The 5,715-nt window shown below is 53.0% G+C and carries 4 protein-coding genes; all 4 read right to left on the reverse strand.

Going from position 1 to position 5,715, the window contains the following annotated elements; all coding sequences use genetic code 11:
* On the reverse strand, positions 1-454 hold a 454-nt coding region (locus tag KKF06_01245), incomplete at its 3' end, for a hypothetical protein (GenBank protein ID MBU1616391.1).
* Complete coding sequence (locus KKF06_01250; protein ID MBU1616392.1) at positions 454-2,730, reverse strand: hypothetical protein; 2,277 nt, start codon at positions 2,728-2,730, stop codon at positions 454-456. The genes KKF06_01245 and KKF06_01250, both read right to left, overlap by 1 nt.
* A 3-nt stretch (positions 2,731-2,733) precedes the next feature.
* Complete coding sequence (locus KKF06_01255) at positions 2,734-5,067, reverse strand: tetratricopeptide repeat protein (protein MBU1616393.1); 2,334 nt, start codon at positions 5,065-5,067, stop codon at positions 2,734-2,736.
* On the reverse strand, positions 5,068-5,715 hold a 648-nt coding region (locus tag KKF06_01260; protein ID MBU1616394.1), incomplete at its 5' end, for an LptF/LptG family permease.

A 5,715-nucleotide genomic window follows, 5' to 3' on the forward strand; every position in this document is an offset into this window, starting at 1 on the left:
CGGTTGTGGAAAGTACCTCTCTGGTTGTTGACGCGCCAAAAATAAACGGCCCCTTCACTAAAAAGTAACCGGCTGGATCAGCGATAATATACCCGGACCAGGTCGAATAATAATTAATATAGTACGCTTCCTGCGAACCGTACATCGGAGTTGTTCCCGGCTCCAGAAGCTCGTCTCTCCCCCCCGCCGGTTGCGGCAAAGGGAGCTGGACCTTATAACCGGCAGAATCGCTCAAGATCATAAAGTATCGGTTGGCGGTCGTTTCCACCGTACCCAGCATTGTCGCCTCGACCACCATTTCCGCTCCGCTGGGGACGATTTGGGTCACCGTTCGGGCACAGCCGGTTATCAGCGCTAAGCTGTAAGCGGTAAGCAAAAAAACAACAAACAGGAAACCGCGACGATATTGTCGCTGGTTTCCTGTCACTGGTTTGTTGTTTTTGTCGTTTCTCATTAAAATCTCCTCTGATCGGTCCCCTTGATCTTGTTCATCTCTTTTTCAAAGCCTTCAAAATAAAAGCCGCGGCCGGAACCAAAGCCGAACGGTTCGTCTGGGATCGCTTTGACGCTAAAAACAAAACTGTACTCTTTCCGATAATCGGAATAATTAAAGCGCATCTCCCAGCAGTGCAGATCTTTGACGATCGCCACGTCCTGCAGGCGGATCTCCTTCTTGGCTGTATCATACACCTGACTGAAGGTCAGGTGTAGTTGGTTTGGCGCTTTCTCGAGGAAATATATATCGTAATAAGCGCTCCCCTGCCGGATCTCGCCGGCATTCAGATCTTGGCTGACCGCCAGGCTGCAGCCAAAATAACTGTAAGGATTAAGCGACAGGCGGGAGAGGAGGTCGCGATAACGGTGGTTCTCAATATCCCAGCCGCCGTCAACGGTCAGCCTCCACTGTTTATCCGGCGAGATCACCAGCCCCGACATCAGGTCGAACCAGGTCGCGGTCTGCCAGTTCCGGCCGCTCTCAAACCACCAGCTCAATTTATCTTCCCGATAAAAGGTCAGCCGATCCCTGATATCATGATAATTCGAGCCAAGTTTGTCAAAGAAGAAGGGGGAATTACCGTCGGTGATCCCTTTGCGGTAATTTAGGCTGTTCCTGAACCAGCCGCCAAGGTCGGTCTCGGTCCCGGCCCGTTCCCGATAGGCATACATCTGGTCTTCGGTCGCGTACGCAAACTGGTCCCCGCCCGCCCCCAGGTTTAATGTGGTCCCCGGACCGAACGGATAGCCCTGGCTCGCGTCCAGAGTCAACCGCGACCTTTGGGTAGAAAAATCACGGTTTTTATTGAGTTGGGGGACCCATTTAACCTCGCGGTAGTAACCGTAGCCGACCGCCGAACTTAAATTAAAAAGCCTGAGGGCCAGCGTCCTGGGGTAGATCTCAAATTCCGGTTGTTTTTCCATAAATTGATAACGGGTCTCGTTCGGATAAAGGGGCTGGCGCAAATCAACGAACCAGTTCTCGCTCAATTTCCAGGAATAGTCGGTTTCCCGCCCGGTGATAACCAAATCCGGAGTGACCTGTTCTTCTCCGGAATCACCTTCTTGCGGCAAGTTATAATAATAATTCGCGCCTGTCGACAGGACCACCGCGTCAGACCAGAGTGGACGGCTGAAATACAACCGCTGGGAATTGCGGACCCACCCCGGCGCATTTTTCGCCTGGTCATAATTGATCGAGTAAGCAAAAGCGGTCGCTCCGACGGTCCGGTCAAAAGAAAAACTAAACCGCTCGGTCCCGGCGTAACGGTCATCCAGCGTGATCAGGGCAATCGCCCCCCTGTCTTCATCCGCGTGGTTTAAGTTGAGGCTGAACGAAGTATAATCGCTCCGGCCGGCCGGCACCTGGTAGGTGGACGAATAGCGGTGTTCCATCCCCAGGGTCGTCTTGCTGTCAAGTTCGCGTTTGCTGGTAATTTTAGTCACCCAGTCAGACCTGGCGGTATCCCGCTCATCAACATGATAAAGATAAAATGTTCCCAAGCCTATCGCCGCTAAACCATAAGCGACTTCAGTCCCATATCCCCACCCTTTCTTTTCCATCTGGTCGATATAAAGCAAACCGTACGGATAATTCCAGGTCGTTTTAACATAGTTCCCTTCTATGTCGTTGGTCCCAAAGACCCAGTTCCGTTTCTTTTCCCCTTTAAGATCGTAAACATAATAAGGAAGCCAGAAGAGAGGAAGTTCCCCAACCCAGACCACCACGTTCCACGCCTCCATCCGGTCATCTGGATAATAAGCGATCCGATCGGCTGCCAGCCAGTAATGCTCCATCTCCCGGTCACAGGTTGAAACTTCTCCCGGTCCGCCAAGCATGTTCCGGTTCTGTTCGTCCAGGCGCCGGGCGCTGACATAAACCTCTCCCTTCAGCGCAGCAGGAGCAACGGCCGAATGAAAGCCAAGAAATGAGGTCGATTCGGCGCTGGTATCATAAGTTAAATAATCGGCATTGGCCTGATACTCATTGGCAAAGAGCTTAACGTTCCCTTCGGCAGTCGCGATGTTAGACCCGGCATCCATAAGCAGGTTATCGGCAAAAATGGTCATCTCTTTTAATTTGACCTCAACCGAACCGGAAGCCTTCAGTTGGCCGGTATCTTCATAATATTTGAGGGTTTCGGCTTTGATGTTGACCGGGATCTTCTCTTTATCGGCAAAAACAGGGAGAGCCATAAAGCAAAGACAGAGGCAAAGGCAAAGGTTATTTTTCATCACCTACGGGATCTTGTAGAGAAGCCGCTGTTTGGCAAGGTCGGCCAGCGGATCGAAGGGGCCGACTTGCCGGTAAAGTTCGATCGCTTTCTGCGCTTCCTGCCTGAAGTAATAGGCATCCCCCAGGTTAATGAAGATGGTTGGCGAGTCCTGATCAAGCGAAAAGCTCCGCTCCAGCGCGATCACAGCGAACTCCAGCCGGCCCAAAAGATAGTTGACCACCCCCAGGTTGTTGTGGAAAACCGGGGAGGCGGGATCAACATGGACCGCATCGTTGATCCGCAAGCGGGCTTCTTCCAGCTTTCCCTGTTTCATAAGGGCCAGCCCCAGGTTGTTGGACGCAGCGGCAAAGCGCCGGTCAAGCTGGACCGCCAGAAGAAATTCTTCTTCCGCCGCCTGGCACATCCCTTTCATGAAATATTCGACCCCGTTCTGGTTGTGTTCGTGGCCAAAAGAGATGCTGACGTCATCGCTGGCCCGGCCGGGGATCCGCAATTCCTTCCCCCAAACCGCCATAATGTTGGCACTCCCGTAGTCGGTAATAACCGCTCTCAACGGTTTGTTTCGCATGCTCTGGAGGCTTGCCCCCTGCAGCTGCCGACTTCTTTTCTGCGAGTCGGCAAAATCCAGATCTTCCTGCATCAGTTCTTCAAACATTTCGATCGCTTTACGCGGTTCGCCGGCGCACTCATAAGTTGTCCCAATATTGAACCGGAGGATCTTGGCTTGCTCCTGATTGGCCGACTGCAGCGCTTTTTGAAAATTATCGACAGCCAGGTCAAAGCGCCCGATGCTCCGGTAAACCCCGCCAAGCATTAAAAAAGCAAGAGGAGCGCGCACCTGGTCTTTCTGGGCAAGCTGCAACTGGCGAATAGCGTTCTCCCGGTCCCCTTTTTCCAGGTAAGCTTTGGCCAGGTCAAGATGCTGGGAAAGCTTCCAGGAGTCCTCTTGCAATTTCTCTTTAAGGGTAACGATCTCCAGGTCAAGCTGTTCTTCTTTGGCCGACCGGTATTTTTCGTGAACCTCCAGGTTATATGGGTCCAGGGATAAAGCGGTCCGAAAAGTCTCTACCGACTTGCGCGGCAGGTTCAGGTTGGCATACGCTTCTCCCATCAACAGGTATGCCGGGACATATTTCTTGTCAATATTGATGACCCCTTCGGCTGACAGGGCGGCCCGCTGGAAATCACCTTTGGCCAAACAGGCTTTGCCAAGTACGACGTGGGCCGCTAAAAGCTGCGGCTTGGCCCGCAGGATCTCGCGGCATTTGCGGATCACCATCTCCGCTGCCGACGGGTCCATCTCAACCATCTTGCCAAGTTCGGTCAGCGCCTCTTCGGTCCGGTTCTGGCCAAGGAGAATATCAAGAAGGTAGGTCCGGGCCAGGATCTGTTCGGGACAGCTATCCAGTATCGAGCGGTAGCCGTCGGCAACCTCACCGACCATTTCCGGATGGGATTTGATCAATTCGTTATATTGTTCAACCGCCGAGCTCAGGTCACCTCTGGTCCGAAGCGCCTCAGCCAGCGCCAGGACCGCCGAAGGGAGGCTGGGATAGCTTTTCAGGACTACGCGCAAACGGGTGATGATCTCTTCCAGCTTGGCCGGCTCCAGACGGAGGATCTCTTTCAATTTTTCTACTGCCGCCTCCGGCTTGATCGTCCGCATGTAAACATCAGACAAGATCTCCCTGATCTCAATGCTCGCCTCAACTTTTTGCAAGAGCCCTTCCAGCCGCTGGACGACCTCGCGCACCACTTCCGGGTCGTCGGAAAACATCAACTGGTAGTAGCGGGCCGCCTGCTTGTAGTTTTCTATCCTGGCATGGAGCTCCCCCAGGATCCGCATGGTCTGCTTGTCGGTTGGCCGGTGGGTCAGGATCTCTTCATAGAACTTGATCGCTTCATTGATCCGCCCTTTTTCCAGGTACGCTCCGGCCAGGATCTCGATCAAGATCACATCGCGCACCCCTTCCTTGATCGAGCGCTCCAAAAGAGCAATAGCGTCGTCAATCCTCTCCAAAGAAATGTAAAGGCGCCCCAGGGCGTTGTAGGCTTCGATATTGCGGGGGTCGGCGATCAAGACCTCTTCCAACTCCAAAAGTGCGGCATCAAGATGCCCGGTCGCTAGCAGAAAACCGGCCAGCGCCATCCGCGGCCCAACTCTCGCCGGGTCCTGGCCGATGCAGCGCTCATAGTCGAGCATGATATAAGGGAAAACATGCGGGGAAAGAAGCGCGGCTTGAGCAAAAAAGGATTGCGACTTTTTAAAAGCCCCCCCGGCCAATTCTTTTTTCCCCAAAGCCTTTAACTCTATCGGGTCAAGCAGTGTTTCCATTTAGCGATACCTTCCCTGAAAGTATAGCATTACAAAACCAATAATCATAAAGCTTGTTTGCGGACCAAAAGCGGCCATCTCCGGCGTGATCAACCCTCCTTTGCCGAGCGAGCGGAAGACCGACGCAAAGACATAAAAAGTGAACATAAAAACGATGGTCACGACGATCCCCCAGGTCTGGCCTGAGCGGGGAGAGGAAAGAGAGAACGGGATCCCGACCAACGCAAAAATAAAACAGGTGAGCGGGATCGAATATTTTAAATAAAGCTCGGTCAACAGCGCCCTGGTATTAGTCCCGCTTTTGGCCATCGAGTCGATCATCCCCTGGAGCTCTTTCCGGTCCATGTCGGCAAAAGTTTTCTGCTCGCTGAACCGGTTCAGGTCTTCGACCACGGAGATCCTCATCCGGTCGAATTTCGCTTCGTAGCTCAAGTTCCCCTGCTGGTCGTATTTATGGATCACTCCCTGATGCAGTTCCCATATCTTCCCGGTAAAATTGGCTTTATCGGCCAGGATCGTCCGGGGAAAAGCCCCCGGCTGGACCTCGTAGACCATGACCTTGCTCATGGTCCTGTTCTTCATGTTGACCTGATTGGCATAGTAGAAGCGGTTCTGGGAATCCTTGAAAAAGACATTGTCTTTGACCTC

It is taken from the genome of Candidatus Margulisiibacteriota bacterium, from assembly GCA_018822365.1.
GTDB lineage: Bacteria > Margulisbacteria > WOR-1 > O2-12-FULL-45-9 > XYB2-FULL-48-7 > XYB2-FULL-45-9.

What these genes read in the sequence shown, in the direction of transcription:
- KKF06_01250 (MBU1616392.1), bottom strand. Translation starts at nt 2,730, where the DNA reads ATGAAAAATAACCTTTGCCTTTGCCTCTGTCTTTGCTTTATGGCTCTC.
- KKF06_01255 (MBU1616393.1), bottom strand. Translation starts at nt 5,067, where the DNA reads ATGGAAACACTGCTTGACCCGATAGAGTTAAAGGCTTTGGGGAAAAAA.